This window comes from Nocardia sp. NBC_01503, assembly GCF_036327755.1.
GTDB lineage: Bacteria > Actinomycetota > Actinomycetes > Mycobacteriales > Mycobacteriaceae > Nocardia.
The window spans coordinates 7,206,013-7,222,987 of the sequence record NZ_CP109596.1 but is presented as its reverse complement, the minus strand read 5'-3'; the positions used below and the strand labels follow the sequence as shown (position 1 = coordinate 7,222,987).

Here is a 16,975-nt window from a genome sequence, read left to right as displayed (position 1 = left end):
GAGGAGTGGGTGAGAACTCGACTCCGGACCCCGAAAACCAGGTCATATCCAATGGCCGTCCCCTTGCGGAACGCGTCGCGACCCGGCTGTTCTATCCGACGAGCCGACCCCGGGAGAAATCGCTGCGCGAGGCCGTCGATGGTCAGGTCGTCCTGGTCACCGGTGCCTCGCATGGAATCGGCAAGGCCGCCGCCAAGAAGCTCGCGGCCGCGGGCGCGATCGTACTGCTGGTCGCCCGCACCCTGGACGATCTGGAGAAGGTGGCCGCCGAGATTCGCGCGGACGGCGGTACCGCCCACGTCTATCAGGCCGATCTCACCGAAATGGACGCCACCGCCGAACTCGGCGCGACCCTGCTCGCCGAACACGGGCATGTGGATGTGGTGATCAACAACGCGGGCAAGTCGATTCGCCGCCCCATCGACGAATCCTATGATCGCTTCCGCGATTTCACCCGCACCATCGATATCAACTACCTCGGTCCGGTACGCCTGCTGCTGGCGCTGCTACCCAGCATGCGCGAGCGTCGCCACGGCCATATCGTGAATATCTCCACCTGGGGTCTGCGCGTGCCTCCCGCACCGCGCTGGGCGGCCTACGGTGCGTCGAAAGCGGCCTTCGATGTCTGGTTGCGCACGGTCGCCACCGAAATCGCCGCCGACAATGTCACCACCACCTCCATCTATATGCCGCTCGTGCATACCAGGATGAGCGCACCCACCGACTTCACCGGCATTCCGGGTCTCACCGCCGAGGAAGCGGCGGATCTGATCTGCCACGCCGTGGTCTCGCGGCCGCGCGAAATATCGCCCTGGTGGACCGGGCCGGTCCAGGCCTGGACCGATCTGCGGCGCGGCGCCACCCAACGTTTGATGGAGCGCGGTTTCCTGCGCTGACGATCAGGGCCTGTTCACCGCAGTTCGGCGGACAGCGCGCGGCTCACCTCGGTGAGCAGCGGTACCGCGCGGTCCACGAGATCCTGCGACATGCGGCCGACCGGGCCGGAGATGGAGATCGCCAGCGGGGCCGGTGCATTCGGCACGCTGACCGCGACACAGCGCACCCCGAGTTCCTGTTCGCCGTCGTCCATGGCGAAACCGGTGCGGGCCGCGGCCTCGAGTTGGCGGGTGAACTCGGCCGGACCGAAGGCGCGTTCGATGGATTGGACGCCACCCGTACGTCCCTTGGCTGCCTCCGCTGCGGTCACCGCTGGTCTCCTCCATGTTTCCGGATGGCGGAAGTCTACCGGCGGGTCGAGTCGGCGGATGCGATGTCGTGCCGCTCCGGCGGAACGGCGCGTAAGATCGTTGCCCTGCTCGATGCGTGAGTCGATCCGTTGACCTCCTCGGTCAGGGGATCAGCACGACTTTGCCTGTGGTGGCGCGGTTTTCGAGGGCGCGATGGGCGGCGGCGGCCTGGGCGAGGGGGAAGCGGTGCAGGTCCGGGCGCAGGTGACCGGTCGCCGCCTGCGCCAGGGCGCTGTCCTCGAGCGCGCGCATACCGCCCGGGAGTGCGAACATGCGCGGGCCGAGCACCGATTCGGAGGTGATCTTGCGTTCGGCGAGGTCGGCCTCGTTGATTCGCGCGGGTCCGGCGGCGAACCCGTAGGTCAGGTGCTGTGCGCCCGCCGCGAGCAGATCCACTGCGGCGGGGGTGATTTCGCCGCCCACACCGTCGAAGAGCAGCGTGGCCGGGCGGTCGCCGTATACGGCGCGAATGCGATCCGCCCAATCCGGGAGCCGGTAGTCCACCGCCAGATCCGCGCCGTTGCGCGCCACCAGATCCACCTTCTCCGGACCGCCCGCCAGGCCGATAACGGCGGCTCCGGCATTCTTCAGATACTGCACGAGCAGGGTGCCTATGCCGCCCGCCGCCGCCAGCACGATGGCGACGGTGTCGGTGGAGATATCGGCGAATCGCAGTATGCCCAGGGCGGTTCGGCCGGTGCCGATCATGGCGACCGCCTGCGCCGGGTCCAGGGTCTCCGGAATCCGCTGTAGCCGTTCGGCTTCGGTGACCACGAGTTCGGCATAGCCGCCGGGCACCTGGCCGATATGCGCGACAACCTTTTTCCCGAGCCAGCTTTCGTCGACGCCCTCGCCTACTCGGTCGATGACGCCCGCGATCTCCCGGCCCGGAATGGTGGGCAGCTCCGGCAGCGGGATGGGACCCATCACCCGGCCGGAGCGGATGGTGGCGTCGATGAAATGCACCCCCGAGGCCGCGACGACGATGCGCACCTGACCCGGACCGGGCTCGGGATCGGGCACCACCTCGTACTCGAGATTCTCGGCCGGGCCGAAGGCGTGCAGGCGGACGGCGTGCATACAGACTCCTGGAGCTCGAAACTGACCGTACGGTCCAGCTTGCAACCTTGACAGCGGTTCAGGTCAAGCGCTCGATCGAGCTCCGCTTAGGATCGAGCGATGCGATACCAGCAGGTGCGGCGATGAGTCTGGCCACGCTCTTGACCCTGGCCGACTCCCGGCTGCCCATCGGCGGGCATGTGCACTCCGGTGGGGTGGAGGAGGCGGTGTCCTCCGGATTGCTGCGCGATGTGGCCTCGGTGGAGCTGTATCTGCGCCGCCGGATCCGGACCTCCGGTGCGGTGGCGTCCGCGCTGGCGGCGGCGGTCTGCGCGGGAGCGATCGAGCCCGCGCGCGCCGAGCTCGAGGCCGATGCCCGCACACCCTCGCCGTCGGCGCGTACGGCGTCGCGCGCACAGGGGCGTGGACTCTTACGGCTGGCGAAACAGGTGTGGCCGCAGGCGAATTGGCAGGCCCTGGGCGCACGCCCGCATCTCTCGACCGTCTTCGGTGTCGTCGGTGCGGCCTCGGGTGCGTCCCCGGAGGAGATCGCGGGGGTGGTGGTCTATACGACCATGACCGGTGCGGCCACGGCTGCCCAGCGATTGCTGGCCCTGGATCCCGCCGCCGTGGCGGCCTGCACCATCCGGCTGGCCGAGGTCTGTGATCGCACCGCGCGCGAGGCGGCCGAGGGCCTCGTAGCACTCTCGGATCCGCTGCAGGATGTGCTCGCCGAGCGTCATCTGGTCCGGGATATGCCACTCTTCGCGTCCTGACCTGCGTGGACGGACCGGGTAACAAGCGCTTTACGTGCGTCGGCCAGGATAGGCGAGGAAAGGAGCACACTCATATGCCACCTCATTTCATCGACGGGGAACCGCACGATCACCACGACCGGCCCAAGCGCGAGCGCACGCCCGGCGAACCGGTGCGCATCGGTGTCGGCGGACCGGTCGGTTCGGGTAAGACCGCGCTCGTGGCGGCACTCTGCCGAGAGCTGCGCGATGAGCTGTCCCTGGCCGTGCTGACCAATGACATCTACACCACCGAGGACGCCGACTTCCTGCGTCGCAATGCGGTGCTGGCCGATGAGCGGATCACCGCGGTACAGACCGGCGGCTGCCCGCACACCGCGATTCGCGATGACATCACCGCGAATCTGGACGCCATCGACGACCTGATCGAGGCGAACCCGCCCCTGGACCTGATCCTGGTGGAGTCCGGCGGCGACAATCTCACCGCCACCTTCTCCTCGGGTCTGATCGACGCGCAGATCTTCGTGGTCGACGTCGCCGGCGGCGACAAGGTGCCGCGCAAGGGCGGACCGGGTGTGACCTGGTCCGATCTACTGGTCATCAACAAGACCGATCTGGCCCCGATGGTGGGCGCGGATCTCGGTGTGATGGACCGGGATTCGACCAAGGTGCGTGAGGGCCGTCCCTTCGTCTTCACCTCGCTGACGCAGGATCCGGCCGCGACACCGGTCCTGAACTGGGTGCGCGAACAGCTGCGCCTGGCCGCGGAGCAGGATGCGACGGCCGGTGCGGCACACGCGCATTGATGGGCTGGGCGGCGTGAATCCGCCCCGTCATCCTGGCGCGCTTTACAGGTTGCGATGGATCCCGGCCGCGGGCCGACATCGCTCACCGCGGTTCACCGAGGTTCGCGGTGCGTACTGAGCTGCGCATCGATGCGACGGCCGGGGCGCTGCCACGAATCCACGCGGTGGGTGGCCTGGCCGCGCGTCGTACCGGGCTCGATACCGTGCACCTGATCGGTACGGCCGCAACGCCTTTGGGCGGTGATGAGCTGGATATTCGGGTCACGGTGGGCGCGGGCGCGCGATTGCTGGTGCGCTCGGTGGCCGCCACCATCGCGCTGCCCGGTCGGCAGACGTCGAAGTCGTTCGCGCACTGGCATTTCGAGGTGGCCGCCGGTGGCGAGCTGGATTTCGATCCGGAGCCGACCGTGGTGGCCGGTGGCGCCGAACATGAGACGCTCACCACGGTGCGGCTGGAAGCCGGTGCGCTGCTGCGGCTTCGGGAGCGCGTGCAGGTCGGGCGCATCGGCGAGGATCACGGCTACTGGTCGGGCGAGCTGACCGCCGATATCGGCGAGCTGCCACTGCTGCGACACCGCCTGGATCTGGGCGCGGACACACCCACCGATGATGCGCTCTCGGGACCCCGTGCGCTGGAAAGCATTCTGACGTATCCGGATGCGAGGGCGGTCGAGACCATCGGTCTCGACGCGGCGCTGCTACCCCTCGCAGCGGGCGGGACGCTCTTCACCCGCACCGCGAATCTCTTGCGCGTCTAGCGATTTCCGCGTGGAACTGCGCGGCGGGAACCGGACCTCACCCCCGGTTCCCGCCGCGTTACGCGCTGTACCAGCCGCGTGAACGCTTATCGCCGAATCGAACTCAGTTGGCGACGACGCGCGGTGGAGCATTGAACGCGTTGACCGCGCCGACCATCGCGCCCACCGCGGCACCGGCCGCGGCCGCGGGCAGGGCGATCACCGCGGCACCGGCCGCGGCGCCCGCGGCGGGACCGGCGACCAAACCGACCGGGAACAGCGGCAGTCCGACCACGAGGCCCAGGGCCGCGCCGACGGTTGCCGAGGTGAGTGCGATCGGCATGGCGGCGCTTGCGCCCGCCACCGCTCCCATGGCCGCGGTGCCGACGGTCTGTCCGGCAATGCGGTCGGAACGGCTGCGCTCCAACCCGATCGAGTCGAGGAACGTCGCGAGATTCGCCTCGGTCTGAGCGGATTGGTCATTGATCTGGATCGCCTGTTCGTTATCGATCCAGTTCGGCGCGTCGACCACCACATCGCCGAACCGGAACTTCCCGGCGGGCGGGGCGATCGGCGGTACCGCGGGCACCGGAATCGGCGCGTGCAGTGCGCCGACGGGGGCCAGATAGCTCTTGTCCGGGGCCTGACGCGACCACTGGATGGAGCTCTTGGTGTCACCGGGGATTTGCAGGCCCTCGTACGGCATGACATTGGGCGCATCGGCGGCGGGCCACTGAGGTGCCGCGCCATCGTGCTGCGCGACCGGATCAGATTGCACCGGTGCGGCATTGGCCGCTCCGGTTCCGACGATCGCCATGACTAGCGGAACCGCACCCGCCGCCACTACATTGCCGACCTTGTTTCGATGTGGGTTGAGGGCTCTGTGCTTGCCTGCGGCCATCACGACCTTTCGTCCGGGGAACATCGACGCCCGACATTCGGACCCGTCGGTCAACCGGATTGGTCGAAAACCGTAGTCGCGTGGTTCGTCCGCATTGCCGAAAGTTAGCCACTGGCTTGGGTATTCACGAGAACGGGGCCGGAATCCCAGTTGCTGGATTCCGGCCCCGACAAATCGACTATCACTCGGCGATAGCTGCTCCGGCGTCGCTCGTGCCGACGGCAGGCTCGTCGATCGAGGCGGCCGGACCGGTCGCCGGTGCGAGCACACCGTTCACCGCGCCCACCGCCGCGCCGATGCCCGCGCCGATGGTGGCCGCGGGCACCGCGATGATGGTGGCGGCGGCGGTCGCGCCGATGGTCGGGCCGACGACCCAGCCCGCGGGTGCGAACGGCGTGCCCGCCATCGCCCCGACGAACCCGCCCAGCACCGCTCCGGCGACCTCGACGGGCGCGGCCACACCGACACCCACCGCGGCGCCGACGGCGGCGGTGCCGACGGTTGAGGCGGCGATGCGATCCGAGCGGCTCGGCTCGAATCCGGCCGAGTCGAGGGTGCGCGCGAGGTTGGCCTCGACACCCGCGGACACCTCATTGACCTGAGCGGCCTGCTCGGGAGTGAGGAAGGTCGGGATTCCGATCTGGGTGTCACCGAAGCGCAGCATGCCCTCGGGTGCCGCGATGGGCGCGACATCGGCGGCCTGCGACGGATCCGGCATATGCAGACCCTGCACATCCACCGCGGCGACGGGGCCGCGGGGGATATCGCGTACCCCGGTGGCGGAGTTGCGCCCGACCCGGACCACCGGGGCGGGTGCGGCGACCACCGGCTCCACACTGTCGGAGGTGGTATCGGCGGTGTCGATGACCGGTGCGGCCTCGGCGGCGGGGTCCGATTCGGCTGCGATGGGCGCGGTTTCGCCGCGCAGCCCATCGGCGGCCATCGGCGGCACCGGCACCGAGAGCTGCCCGAAGGGGGAGTCGAGGACCAGGCCGGGCTGTGTGTCCGGCCCGGGCTGGTTCTCCACCACCGTGGACTGGTTGTCCTCGGTGGTCACCGGTGCCGCCGCGGCGGTTCCGGTGTTTGCCAGGGCGGCTACCAGTGGCAGCGCTCCGGCGATGGCGAGAGAGCCGATGCGGAGGCGGCGTGGCGAAATCTGATCAGCCGGTTGGCGTTTGCCCATGGATGACCTTTCTCAACGAATGTCGACAGATGTCGAACATTCGGATCCGGTTGGTGCGCCGGATTGGTCCCACTGCCGCCCGGTCAGGGCATTCCCGCGTGGCGTGCCGCCATCGCGGCACGCCTGCGTGTCGTTACGAGGCTTCTGCGGCCTTGGTGTTCGCTACGGATTTGCCGTTCTCCGAAGCGGATTCGCCGCCGATCTGTTTGGCGAGTTCGCGTGCGCCGTCGGGCTTGTCGAGCGCCTCGAGTGCGAGTCGCGCGAACACCCACTGTTCGGTGGCGGCCATCTGACCGCGGTGGCGGCCCAGGAACGAGGTGAACCACTCCAATACGGTGACGAACCGGCTGCGGAAACCGACCAGGTAGTACAGGTGCAGGGCGAGCCAGGCCAGCCAGGCGAAGAAGCCGCTGAACTCCAGCTTGCCGATCTGGCACACCGCGTAGAACCGCGACACGGTGGCCATCGACCCCTTGTCGAAGTACTTGAAGGGCTTGCGCTCCTGCGGCTGCTGTTTACCCTCGACCTCGGCCTTGATGGCCTTGGCCGCATAGGTGCCGCCCTGGATGGCGCCCTGCGCCTGTCCGGGTACACCCGGCACCGACATGAGGTCGCCGACCACGAAGACGTTCGGGTAGCCCTTGATGGTCAGATCGGGTTCGACGATGACGCGTCCGGCCCGGTCCACCTCGGTGCCCTTGGAGTGCTCGGCCAGGATCTTGCCGAGCCCGCTGGCCTGCACACCGGCCGACCACACCTTGCAGGCGGATTCGATGCGCCGGGTGCCGTCGCCGTCCTTGATGGTGACCCCGCGCGCGTCCACATCGGTGACGATGGCGTTGAGCTGGATCTCCACGCCCATCTTCTCCAGCCGCTGATACGCCTTGCCGCCGAGCTTGGGGCCCATCGGCGCGAGCACCGCGCCCGCGCCCTCGACCAGGATGACGCGCGCGTCGCGGGTGTCGATATTGCGGAAGGTGCCATCGAGGGTGCGATCGGCGAGTTCGGCGATCTGCCCGGCCAATTCGACGCCGGTCGGACCCGCGCCCACGACCACGAAGGTCATGAACCGCTCGCGGGTCTCCTGATCGGTGGCGAGTTCGGCCTCCTCGAAGGAGCCCAGAATGCGCGCGCGCAGCTCGAGGGCGTCGTCGATGGTCTTCATACCGGGCGCGTAGGTGGCGAAGTGATCGTTGCCGAAGTAGGACTGCTGCGCACCGGCGGCGACGATGAGGCTGTCGAACGGGGTGATGGTGTCCTGGTTCAGCAGGCGCGAGGTGACGGTGCCGCCCTCGACGTCGATATCGTCGACCTCACCCATGATCACCCGCACGTTCCGCTGTTTGCGCAGCACGATGCGGGTGGCCGGGGCGATCTCACCGACCGAGAGGATGCCGGTCGCCACCTGGTACAGCAGCGGCTGGAACAGGTGGGTGGAGGTTTTGGAGATGAGCGTGATGTCTACGTCGGCCTTCCGCAGGTGCTTGCAAGCGAAGAGGCCGCCGAACCCGGAACCGATCACCACCACGCGGTGGCGCTGTGCGACGGAATTATCGGCGTTCATCTAGTCCCTGCTCCTAGCCAGACGGTGAAACTACGACACTTCTCACGTCAAGGGTAGTGGGATGGTCGCCGGTTCAGCTCATCGACCCGCGAAGAGCATCTGTGCCACGCGCGTGGTGGTCTCCGAGCCGTCGGTGTAGCTGCCGTTCGGTCCCTGTTCGGTCATGATCGACAGGGTGTAGCGCTCACCGGGTCCGGCGAAGCCGACCGAATTGACCACCCAGCCGCCCTGCTCATCGGACCAGCCGTTCTTCAGGCCGGGCTGCATGGCCGCGCCCGCGCCCCAGACGCCCCAGTGCTGATTGGTGTCGACCCGGCGCATGCGGTCCACCAGATAGGCGCGGTCGTCCGGATGCATGTGGGTGAGCACGTTGTCCATCAGCCGGTCCAGGTCATTGGGGGTGCACTGCTGGAAGCCCCAGTCCGGGAAGAGCTTGATCTGCTCGAGCGAGGTGGTGGGCTGCAGCGGGATCAGGCCGTCCATACCGTTGGCGCGGAAGGCGTTGTTGAACGCCATGCGGTCCACGCCCGCGAACTTGTTCCACAGAATGTCGGCGGCATTGTCGTTCGAGGTTGCCAGCATGGACTCCATCAGGGCGCGGTCGCCCGGGTCCAGCACGATGGCCCCGACCCGCGCGCGGTTCAGCAGATCCTCCGCGATCGCCAGTTTGATGGTGGAGGCGGTCCAGAACATGTTGTCCGAGTTGGCATTCCGGTAGATGCCACCGGAGACGCGGTCGCGCACCACATATCCGGTGATACCGGGGCGGCCGGCCAGATAGTTGTCGACCGCGGCGATTCTGTTGCTCAGATCGCAGTCGAATCCCGGCAGGCAGCCCTGCGCGAGCACCGGCCGGGCACCGGCGGTGGGGATGAATACCGTCGCGGCGGGAATCACGGCAGCGGCGACGAGAACGCAAGCGGAGGCGGCCACGCGGGAGCGCCGGGCCATGGGAGAACGCACGATGAGACACAATAGACAGGACAATGCCCGATGTGCACGTCTTGAGGGTATTTGCGGCGTGTGCTATGTAAACGCCGCTGTCACAGCGTTTTTCGCGTTTCGCACCGGCGCGGCGGATTGTCCGTTCAGCCGATAGCAGTGTGCGAAGGCCTCGGAGTGCCGATCGCGGGGCCAGGACGCCAGCACGACGGTGCGGCCGTAGCAGCGGGAATTCACCAGCTCCCAGCGCTCGCCGACCCGCCGGACCGTGAATCCACGCCTGGGGATCAGGGGAATCACCGACGCAGCCATCGACGCAACCAGCCTTTCCATCACCGAACGAACGACCTCCCCGAAATGCACTGTCGCATACCACACTCGAATTTCGCCGGGACGCGCCCTAGCTAATATCGGGCGTGTGGCGGGTGTCACCCGGCGAGCCGAGGTGCCCGGTGATTGCATGTCGTTCGCTGACTGTATAAACACAGGTCGTGCACATTCATCGTGCCGAGCGTGCGGACACGCTCGCCGACGCGCTCGCCGAGTTGCTCACCGATCCACTCGGCGATCCGTTCACCCCGGAAGTGGTCGCGGTCCCGGCCAAGGGCATCGAGCGCTGGCTGCAACAGCGGCTGGGCACGGTGCTCGGCAGTGCCGCGCACCGTGACGGTGTGGCGGCCAATATCGACTTCGCCGATCCGGCGGGGCTGGTCGCGCGGGTGCTGGCGGAGGCGACGGGCTGGGTGCCCGAGGAGGATCCGTGGGCGGGTGAGCGCGTGGTGTGGACGCTGCTGCCGGTGCTCGACGCGGCCCTGCACGAGCCCTGGAGCGCGGTGCTGGCACGGCATCTGGGCAATGGTGAGGCGAGCGGGCACAAGGTCGGGCGGCGGTACGCGACCGCGGCGCGGATCGCGGAGCTGTTCGCCGGATACGCCATGCAGCGACCCGGCATGATCACGGACTGGGCGGCCGGTTCGGACACCGACGGCGCTGGGCGCCCGCTGCCCGAGGATCTGCTCTGGCAGCCGCGACTGTGGCGGCTGCTGCGCGCGGCGATCGGGGAACCCTCTCCGGCCGAGCGACTTTCGAATGCCTGTGCGCGGCTGCGGGCCGAACCGGGCGCGGTGTCACTGCCGGAACGGATTTCGCTGTTCGGGGTGACGCGACTGACCACCGATCAGCTCGAGGTGCTCTCGGCGCTGTCCGTCGGACGGCAGGCGCACCTGTGGCTGGTGCATCCGAGCCCCGCGCTGTGGACCAAACTCGCCGATGCCGAGGTGATTCCGAATTCCGGTGTGCGCGTGCGGCATCCGCTGCTCGCGGCGCTCGGGCGGGATGTGCGGGAGTTGCAGGAGCGGCTCGCCGGTTACGACCATATCGACACCTACCATCCGCGCCCCGAGACGGCCGGCGCGCGCACCCTGCTCACCGAATTGCAGGCCGCGATCCGGCAGGACCGCTGGTCGCTCATGCCCGAACCGGCCCTCGCGGACGGCAGCGTCACGGTGCACTCCTGCCACGGCCCGGCCCGGCAGGTCGAGGTGCTGCGCGACGCACTGCTCGGATTGTTCAGCGCGGACCCGACTTTGGAACCCCGTGAAGTCATCGTCATGTGCCCGGACGTGGAGAGCTACGCGCCGCTGGTGCGCGCCGCGTTCGGACAGTGGTCCCTGGACGGGGCCGCGCCCGGACATCCGGCGCACGGGCTGCGGGTGCGATTGGCCGATCGCGCGCAGCGGGCGGTGAACCCGCTGCTGGATGTGATCGCCACCCTGCTCGAGCTCGCCGACGGCCGGGTGACCGTGACCGAGGTGCTGGATCTGGCTGCTGCGGAACCGGTTCGGCTGCGCTGCGGCTTCGACGAGGACGATATCGAGCGGCTGCGGGATTGGGCCGCCGAGACCGGGGCGCGCTGGGGGATCGGGCAGCGGCAGCGGCAGGCGTTCGGGCTGGGCGACTTCGCGCAGAACACGCTGAACGCCGCGGTGGATCGCATTCTGCTGGGCGTGGCCGCCGGTGAATCCAGTGAGGACTGGCTGGATCTGGTGCTGCCCCTGGATGATGTCGACAGCAATGACATCGATCTGGCCGGGCGGTTCGCCGAATTCGTGGACCGGCTCGCGGTCTGCCTGCGCGATCTGCGCGGACCGACCCTGGCGGAACCGGCCGGATCGGCGCGACCCGCCTCGGAGTGGGCCGCGGTACTGGGGCGTGCGCTGGATCTGCTCACCGACGTCCCGCGCACCCAGGGCTGGCAGGGTGTGCAGGCGCGACGCGAACTCGCCGCCGCCACCGAGCATGCCGGGCAGATTCCCTTGCGGCTCACCGATATCGCCGCGCTGCTGGCGGCGCGACTGGCGGGGCGGCCCTCGCGGGCCAACTTCCGCACCGGTGAGTTGACCGTCTGCACCATGGTGCCCATGCGGTCGGTACCGCATCGGGTGGTGGTGCTGCTCGGACTCGATGACGAGGTGTTCCCGCGCGCCGGTGGGGTGGACGGTGACGATGTGCTGGCCCGGCACCGCTGCCCGGGTGATCGCGATCCGCGCAGTGAGGACCGGCAACTGCTGCTGGACGCGATCATGGCGGCGGGGGAGCGACTTGTGCTGCTGCACACCGGATCCGATCCGGTGACGGGGGCGCATCGCCCGCCCGCCATACCCGTGGCCGAGTTGCTCGATACCGTGCGCGCGCATATCGGGCCCGCGGCCATCGACGATGTGGTCATGCGACATCCGTTGCAGCCCTTCGATCGCCGCAACTTCACTGCCGAAAAGCCGTTCAGCTTCGACCGCGTCGCGCTCGCGGGCGCCCTCGCCGCCCAGCGTGCGCCCGCACCGCGCCCGCCGTTCCTGGCCGCGGCCTTGCCCGGCACCGAGCGCGGGGATGTGGAGCTGGCCGATCTGGTGTCCTTCGTGGAGCATCCGATTCGCGCGTTCCTGTGGCAGCGCTTGGGGATTCGCGTGCCCGAGAGCGAGGAGGAGATAGCCGACCGGCTGCCCATCGAGCTGGACGGGCTCACCAAATGGGGGATGGGCGAGCGCATGTTGAACGCGCGGCTCACCGGCGTCGATCCCGGTGCGCTGCGCGCGGCCGAGTGGCGGCGCGGGTCGCTGCCGCCGTTCGCGCTCGGCGCGGCGGTCCTCGACGATGTGGAGAACACCGTCGACCGGCTGGTCCGGGTGGCGCAACCGCTGCATGAGATCCCCTCCCGCACCGTCGATATCGCGGTGGATCTGGGTGACGGGCGACGGCTCACCGGCACCGTCCCGGATGTGCACGATGACGCGTTGCTGCGCACCACCTTCTCCCGGCTGGCGCCCAAGCATCGGATGGCCGCGTGGGTGCGGCTGCTCGCTCTGGCCGCCACCGGCAATCATCAGAGCTGGCGGGCCATCACCATCGGACGCGGCAAAATGTCGCGGCCCGCTTGGCAATCCACGCTCACCGCACCCAACGCGCACGCCGCCCGGCTGCTGCTGCGCGATCTGGTGGCCCTGCGTGACGAGGGGCTCGCCGAGGCACTCCCCATCGCTCCCGCCGCGTCGGCCGCCTACGCCGAACGCCGCTGCCAGGGCTCCTCGCCCGAGGACGCGCTGCTGGCGGCGGAGCACGAATTCGACGGCGGCAAGGACGGTCCCGGCCGCTACGGCGAACACACCGACCGCTACCTGCGGTATGTGCTCGGACCCACCCCGCGCTTCCATCAGCTCACCGAAGCCCGCACCACCACCCCGACGGTGCTGGAGGCCGAGCCGACCCGCTTCGGTGAACTGGCGCGTCGGCTGTGGAATCCCTTGCTCAGCAACGAGAATCAGGGCCAGCCATGATCAACCCGCCCCCGACCGGCCCCGAAAGTGAAAGGCGCGGATGACCGACGACCTGTTCTCGCTCACCGACGCGGACCTCACCGTCCGCCCGGCCGCCACCCGCTCCCGTCGCAGCGGCGACTCGGCGGGCGGCGAATCGCACCGCGATGCGGTAGGTGACGACGGCGGGGAACTGTTCGGGCTGGACGGGGATATCGCCCCGGAGCGCGGAACCGAGCGCGACGATACCGAGTCCGGCACGGGCGACCGGGCAGCCACGGCCGAGAGCGGCGGTAGTTCCGGCGAAATGACCGGACCCACCCCGGCGGCGACCGAGCCGGTCCCGGACCTGTTCAGCGTCGATGGCGATGCGACCCCTGAGCGCGATGCCATACGGAAGGCCGAGAAGAACCGCCACGCCGGCGACATGACCGGGTCCGTATCGGCGGCCGCGGAGGACATCGCGGACCCGTACGGGACGCCGCTGGGTGTGGCGGCGGACAATGGCGAGTCCACGGGATTGGACGCGGTCCGCCCGCAGGGCGAAGGTCTTTGGGCTGAGGACGGGCGGCCCGCCGGTGTCTCGGGCGCGGCTGAGACTGTTCAGAATACTGCTGGTGGGCAGGGTGATTCGGGGAGTGGATTTCAACTGACCGGGCCCTTGCCGGTCGGGACCACCGTGCTGGAGGCCAGTGCGGGTACCGGCAAGACATATGCCATCGTCGGTTTGGCGGTGCGTTTCGTCGCCGAGGCCGGGGTGGATATCTCGGAACTGCTGCTGGTGACCTTCAGCCGGGCGGCCACCCAGGAATTGCGGGAGCGCACCCGGGATCGATTCGTCTCGGTGGCGGCTGCGCTGGCCGATCCGGAGCGCGCACAGGCCACCGGGGATGAGCTGATTCGGCATCTGGCGCAGGCGAATCCGGGGGAGGTGGCGGCGCGGCGGGAGCGGCTGCTGGCCGCGCTGTCGGATTTCGACGCCGGGACCATCGCCACCACGCACAGCTTCTGCCAGCGCATGCTCGATGAGCTGGGGCTGGCGGGAGAGCAGGATCCGGGCGTGCGGCTGGTCGAGAGTATCGACGATGTGGTCTCGACCGTCGCCGATGATCTGTACCTGAGCCGGTACGCGCGTGAGATTCCGCCGTTCGGTCCGGCCGACGCGCGGCGTCTGGCCGCGGCGGCCGTGGGCGACGGCGCCGCCATACTGGTGCCCGAGGTCGAATCCGAGGATGACCCGGCGGGGGAGCGGGTCGCCTTCGCGGCGGCGGCGCGGGCGGAAACCGCACGGCGCAAACAGCTTTCGGGGCTGCGCGACTTCGACGATCTGCTGGTGCTGCTGCACGATGTGCTGGCCGATGACGAGCACGGCCCGCGCGCCTGCCAGCGGATTCGGGACCGGTTCCGGGTGGCGCTGGTGGATGAGTTCCAGGACACCGATCCGCTGCAGTGGGACATTCTGCGCCGGGCCTTCCACGGGCACACCACCCTGGTGCTGGTCGGCGACCCCAAACAGGCCATCTACGCCTTCCGCGGCGCGGAGGTGCTCAGCTATCTGGACGCGGTGGCGCACGCGGACTCCCGGCGCGAACTCACCACCAACCGGCGCAGTGATGCCGGACTGCTGGCCGCGCTGGAGCATATCCACGGCGGAGCGGCCTTGGGGCACAAGGAGATCACCGTGCATACGGTGGCCGCCACCCGGCCGTTCTCCCGGCTCACCGGCGCGCCCGAGATGGTGATCCCGTTCCGGCTCAGGTGTTTACCGCGCACCGGTGCGGGACCGTTGAATCGCTCCGGCTATCCGACCGTCGGGCGCCAGCGCGAACGCGTCGCCACCGATGTGGCCGCCGATATCGTGCGACTGCTCGAATCCGGTACGACCATCGACGCGGGCGGTGAAAGGCCGCTGGGCCCCGGTGATATCGCGGTGCTGGTGCGCAATCGCAATCAGCTCGACATGGTGCGTAAAGAGCTCGAGCTCGCCGGGGTGGCCTCGGTGCTCGCCGGTGGCGCCAGCGTCTTCGGTACGCCCTCGGCGACCCAATGGCTGTGGGTACTGCACGCTTTGGAGCAGCCGCATCGCGCCGACCGGGTGCGCCTGGCCGCCGGGACGGCACTGCTGGGTCTGGCGGCCGAGGAGATCGATTCCGGCGGTGCGGATCTGGTGGGACGGCTCAGTGCCGAACTGCGTGATTCCGCTCGGCTGTTCGCGCGCGCCGGTTTCGCCGCCGTCTTCGAGAAGATGAGCGCCGAAACCGAACTTGCGCCGCGCCTGCTCGCCCTGGAGCGCGGCGAACGTCAGCTCACCGACCTGCGTCAGATCGCACAGCTGCTCGATGATGCCGCGCTGCGTGAGGGTTTGGGTTTGAGCGCCCTGACCCGCTGGCTCGCCGATCGCGTCCGTGATCCGGCCTCGGGCAGTGTGGCCGGTCGTAGTCGCCGTCTGGACCGGGATGCGGCGGCCGTGCAGATCGCCACCGTGCACGCCAGTAAGGGGCTCGAATTCCCGGTCGTGTACCTGCCTTTCGCATGGGATGCCGCCAAGATTCGCAATCCGCAGACCCTGCTCTTCCATGATGAGCAGGGCCGTCGCGTACTGGATGTGGGTGGTCCGGAGGCGTCGGAGTACAGCACCCGCAAGCCCCGCGCCGAATCCGAGGAGGCGGCCGAGGAGCTGCGGCTGTTGTACGTGGCGCTGACCCGCGCGGGCGCACAGGTGGTGGCCTGGTGGGCACCGGCCTTCGATACCCAGACCGCGCCGCTGCATCGGATGATCCTGGGTCGCGAGCCGGGCAGTCCGGCCGTGGCCGACAAGGTCGCCGTACCCGCCGATTCGGTTGTGCTCAACCGTATCTCGGAGTGGGCGTCGACGGCCGAGCCCGGCGTTATCGCGATCGAGCCGGTGCATGAGATCCGCCGCGCGCGGCTGCCCCGCGATCACACCGCCGCGGCCGCCGAATCGCTCGCCGTGGCGCGTTTCGACCGCCGTCTGGATCAGGATTGGCGGCGCACGTCCTACTCGGCGCTCACCGCCGGGGCGCACGACGCCATGCCCGGCGGTGACCAGCCCGATGGCGGCGGTGTGGCCGATGAACCCACCGAGCCCAGTGTGCTCGGTGACGAACTCGACGTATTCGCCACGGCCGCACCGTCACTCATGAATACGCTGCCCTACGGCGCGGAGTTCGGCACCCTGGTGCACGAGATCCTGGAGTACGTCGATACCGACGCCCCGGATCTGGCCGCCGAAATGCGCGCCCGCTGTACGCACGCGGTCGCCGAGCAGATGTTCGACGCCGATCCCGAGGTGCTCGCGCACGCACTCATGGCGGTCATGCGCACCCCGATCGGATTCGGTTCCCTCGCCGATATCTCGGCGCGTGACCGGCTCAGCGAACTCGACTTCGATATGCCGCTGGCCGGTGGCGACACCCCGACCGATACCCGGGTGAGCGTGCCACAGATCGCCGGACTGCTACGCCGCCACCTCCCCGCCGACGATGTGTTCCTGCCCTATGCCGATCAGATCGCGCACCTGGACGACACGCCGCTACGCGGTTTCCTCACCGGCAGCATCGACGCCGTACTGCGCACCGCCGGACCACGATTCGTGGTGGTCGACTACAAGACCAACCGGCTCGGCACCGGTGATCTGACCGTCGCGCACTACACGCACGAGCGTATGGCCGCGGAGATGATGCGCTCGCACTATCCACTTCAAGCCATCCTGTATTCGGTTGCCCTGCACCGGTATCTGCGCTGGCGGTTGCCCGGCTACGACCCGGCCCGGCACCTCGGCGGTATCCGCTACCTGTTCGTGCGCGGCATGATCGGACCCGACACCCCGGACGGCTGCGGCGTCTTCGACTGGATGCCACCGCCCGCGCTGGTGACGGACCTGTCGTTACTGCTGGCGGGCGAACTCACCGATACGGAGGCACCCGCATGAGGCACCGCACCGATCACATG

The 16,975-nt window shown here is 68.9% G+C and carries 13 protein-coding genes; 6 read left to right on the top strand and 7 right to left on the bottom strand.

Annotated elements, in window-relative coordinates; translation table 11 throughout:
• Positions 1–5 precede the first annotated feature (5 nt).
• A complete protein-coding gene (locus OHB26_RS33075) occupies positions 6–896 on the top strand; it encodes an SDR family NAD(P)-dependent oxidoreductase (RefSeq protein ID WP_330181174.1) in 891 nt (296 codons plus the stop codon).
• Between the two features lie 14 nt (positions 897–910).
• On the opposite strand, the gene OHB26_RS33070 is transcribed toward OHB26_RS33075, so the two are convergent.
• Both OHB26_RS33070 and OHB26_RS33065 read right to left on the bottom strand, forming a co-directional pair.
• Positions 911–1,207 (bottom strand): IclR family transcriptional regulator domain-containing protein, encoded by a 297-nt coding sequence (locus OHB26_RS33070; RefSeq protein ID WP_330181173.1) that lies wholly within the window; start codon positions 1,205–1,207, stop codon positions 911–913.
• 142 nt (positions 1,208–1,349) lie between these two features.
• Complete coding sequence (locus OHB26_RS33065) at positions 1,350–2,327, bottom strand: zinc-binding dehydrogenase (RefSeq protein ID WP_330181172.1); 978 nt, start codon at positions 2,325–2,327, stop codon at positions 1,350–1,352.
• Positions 2,328–2,449: 122 nt separating this feature from the next.
• Between OHB26_RS33065 and OHB26_RS33060 the strand changes: the two genes are divergently transcribed.
• The 3 genes from OHB26_RS33060 to OHB26_RS33050 all read left to right on the top strand — a co-directional run bounded on the left by OHB26_RS33060 (position 2,450) and on the right by OHB26_RS33050 (position 4,625).
• Positions 2,450–3,082 carry an urease accessory protein UreF gene (locus OHB26_RS33060; RefSeq protein WP_330181171.1) on the top strand — a complete coding sequence of 211 codons (633 nt, stop codon included), beginning with the start codon at positions 2,450–2,452 and terminating at the stop codon, positions 3,080–3,082.
• Positions 3,083–3,156: 74 nt separating this feature from the next.
• Positions 3,157–3,867 carry an urease accessory protein UreG gene (gene ureG, locus OHB26_RS33055; protein WP_330181170.1) on the top strand — a complete coding sequence of 237 codons (711 nt, stop codon included), beginning with the start codon at positions 3,157–3,159 and terminating at the stop codon, positions 3,865–3,867.
• A 107-nt stretch (positions 3,868–3,974) separates the two neighbouring features.
• Positions 3,975–4,625 (top strand): urease accessory protein UreD, encoded by a 651-nt coding sequence (locus OHB26_RS33050; RefSeq protein WP_330181169.1) that lies wholly within the window; start codon positions 3,975–3,977, stop codon positions 4,623–4,625.
• 103 nt (positions 4,626–4,728) lie between these two features.
• On the opposite strand, the gene OHB26_RS33045 is transcribed toward OHB26_RS33050, so the two are convergent.
• The 5 genes from OHB26_RS33045 to OHB26_RS33025 all read right to left on the bottom strand — a co-directional run bounded on the left by OHB26_RS33045 (position 4,729) and on the right by OHB26_RS33025 (position 9,506).
• On the bottom strand, positions 4,729–5,421 hold the full coding sequence (locus tag OHB26_RS33045; RefSeq protein WP_330181168.1) for a hypothetical protein: 693 nt from the start codon (positions 5,419–5,421) through the stop codon (positions 4,729–4,731).
• Positions 5,422–5,686: 265 nt separating this feature from the next.
• A complete protein-coding gene (locus OHB26_RS33040; RefSeq protein WP_330181167.1) occupies positions 5,687–6,688 on the bottom strand; it encodes a hypothetical protein in 1,002 nt (333 codons plus the stop codon).
• A 133-nt stretch (positions 6,689–6,821) separates the two neighbouring features.
• Positions 6,822–8,252, bottom strand: a complete 1,431-nt coding sequence (locus OHB26_RS33035) for an NAD(P)/FAD-dependent oxidoreductase (RefSeq protein WP_330181166.1) — start codon at positions 8,250–8,252, stop codon at positions 6,822–6,824.
• A 78-nt stretch (positions 8,253–8,330) separates the two neighbouring features.
• A complete protein-coding gene (locus OHB26_RS33030) occupies positions 8,331–9,203 on the bottom strand; it encodes a tat pathway signal sequence (RefSeq protein ID WP_330185856.1) in 873 nt (290 codons plus the stop codon).
• A gap of 75 nt (positions 9,204–9,278) precedes the next feature.
• Entirely contained in the window at positions 9,279–9,506 is a 228-nt protein-coding gene (locus OHB26_RS33025) for a hypothetical protein (RefSeq protein ID WP_330181165.1), read from the bottom strand.
• Positions 9,507–9,685: 179 nt separating this feature from the next.
• Here OHB26_RS33025 and recC point away from each other — a divergent pair, with 179 nt between their 5' ends.
• A complete protein-coding gene (gene recC, locus OHB26_RS33020) occupies positions 9,686–13,024 on the top strand; it encodes an exodeoxyribonuclease V subunit gamma (protein ID WP_330181164.1) in 3,339 nt (1,112 codons plus the stop codon).
• Between the two features lie 40 nt (positions 13,025–13,064).
• Entirely contained in the window at positions 13,065–16,955 is a 3,891-nt protein-coding gene (locus OHB26_RS33015; RefSeq protein ID WP_330181163.1) for a UvrD-helicase domain-containing protein, read from the top strand.
• The last annotated feature ends 20 nt before the right edge of the window (positions 16,956–16,975 follow it).